Genomic DNA, 1,416 nt, shown 5'->3' with positions numbered 1-1,416 from the left:
CACCAACTTGTTGAATTGGGAGCAAGAGAGCGTGGCCTGCAGCCATGCTTCTCTAGGCGGTGGCCGGCTCCGCTCGACGCGCACCTGTCACCGGTAGGGGTTGACTTAGTAGTGACCTGCGTCCGGTCATCGCCGCAAACGAGGAGTGGCTTGAGAGAGGCCTGCTAAGCCGAAAGTTGATGTGCCCTCCTCGCTTTCAACATATCGAAGTGAGGAGTGAGACATGTCAGCGGTATTAACCATCGACCGACGGGTGGTGATCGCCATCGACCCCCACAAAGCGTCGTGGACCGCCGTCGCAGTCGGCGAGTCTCTGCAGCCCTTGGCCACCTTGCGGGTATCGGTCAGCCGGGACGGCTACCGGTCACTGCGCCGCTTCGCGCGCGCCTGGCACGCCAGCATGTGGGCCATCGAGGGGGCGCACGGAATGGGCGCTCCGTTGACCGCCCAGCTGGTCCACGATGGAGTGGACGTCATGGACGTTCCCGCCAAACTCGCTGCCCGCGTACGGCTTCTGTCCACCGGGCACGGTCGTAAGAACGACGACGCCGACGCCGTGTCGGTCGGGATCGCCGCTCTCAACGCCGCCCACCTCACGACGGTCACCGTCGATGACGCCGCGACCGCGCTACGAGCAATAGTCGAACACCGCGAGGATCTGGTGAAGACCCGCACTCAAACCATCAACCGGCTGCACGTCCTGCTCACCAAGCTGAGCCCCGGCGGAGCATCGGGCACTTTGACCGCCGAACGTGCCGCTACGCTGCTAGGCGCGATCCGTCCCCGAGATGCCGCCGCTAAGGCATTGCGCGCCTTGGCCGTCGACATGGTGGCCGAAGTCCGTCACCTCGACCGCCGCATTGCCAAGGCCGCTGGCGACATCCAGTCCGCGGTCACCACCTCGGGCACCACCCTCACCGAGCTGCACGGCATCGGAACAGTCTCGGCCGCCAAGATCATCAGCCGCGTCGGACACGTCCACCGATTCCGCTCAGCAGCCGCCTTCGCCACCTACACCGGCACCGCCCCCATCGAGGTGTCCTCCGGCGACGTCGTCCGCCACCGGCTCTCCCGCGCAGGTGACCGCCAGCTCAACGCCTGTCTGCACGTCATGGCGCTCACCCAGATCCGCTCCGACACCCCCGGCCGGACCTACTACCAGCGCAAACGATCCGAAGGGAAGAGCAAACGCGAGGCCATGCGCTGCCTCAAACGACGCCTCTCCGACGCCGTCTACCGACAACTAACCCGCGATGCCCACCCAGACGAGGCGGACCCGGGAGGACACTCGGGGGCGACTCTGTTGTCTCGCGCGATCGGCTAATACCCCGTACACCGACACTTCAGACAAGTCACTTCCCGGGCCCGCAATCACACGCTACAACCAACACCCTTGACACAGAGAGGCGTCACTAC

At 65.3% G+C, this 1,416-nt stretch carries 1 protein-coding gene; it reads left to right on the top strand.

Annotated features, from left to right (window positions below):
• Positions 1-223: 223 nt before the first annotated feature.
• A complete protein-coding gene (locus A5713_RS17705) occupies positions 224-1,324 on the top strand; it encodes an IS110 family transposase (RefSeq protein ID WP_068097618.1) in 1,101 nt (366 codons plus the stop codon).
• The last annotated feature ends 92 nt before the right edge of the window (positions 1,325-1,416 follow it).

This window comes from Mycobacterium sp. E2497 (assembly GCF_001668695.1).
In the GTDB taxonomy this organism is placed as follows: Bacteria; Actinomycetota; Actinomycetes; order Mycobacteriales; family Mycobacteriaceae; genus Mycobacterium.
The sequence above is the reverse complement of the archived record's forward strand: the minus strand, read 5'-3'. Positions and strand labels throughout refer to the sequence as shown.

What these genes read in the sequence shown, in the direction of transcription:
- A5713_RS17705 (WP_068097618.1), top strand. Translation starts at nt 224, where the DNA reads ATGTCAGCGGTATTAACCATCGACCGACGGGTGGTGATCGCCATCGAC.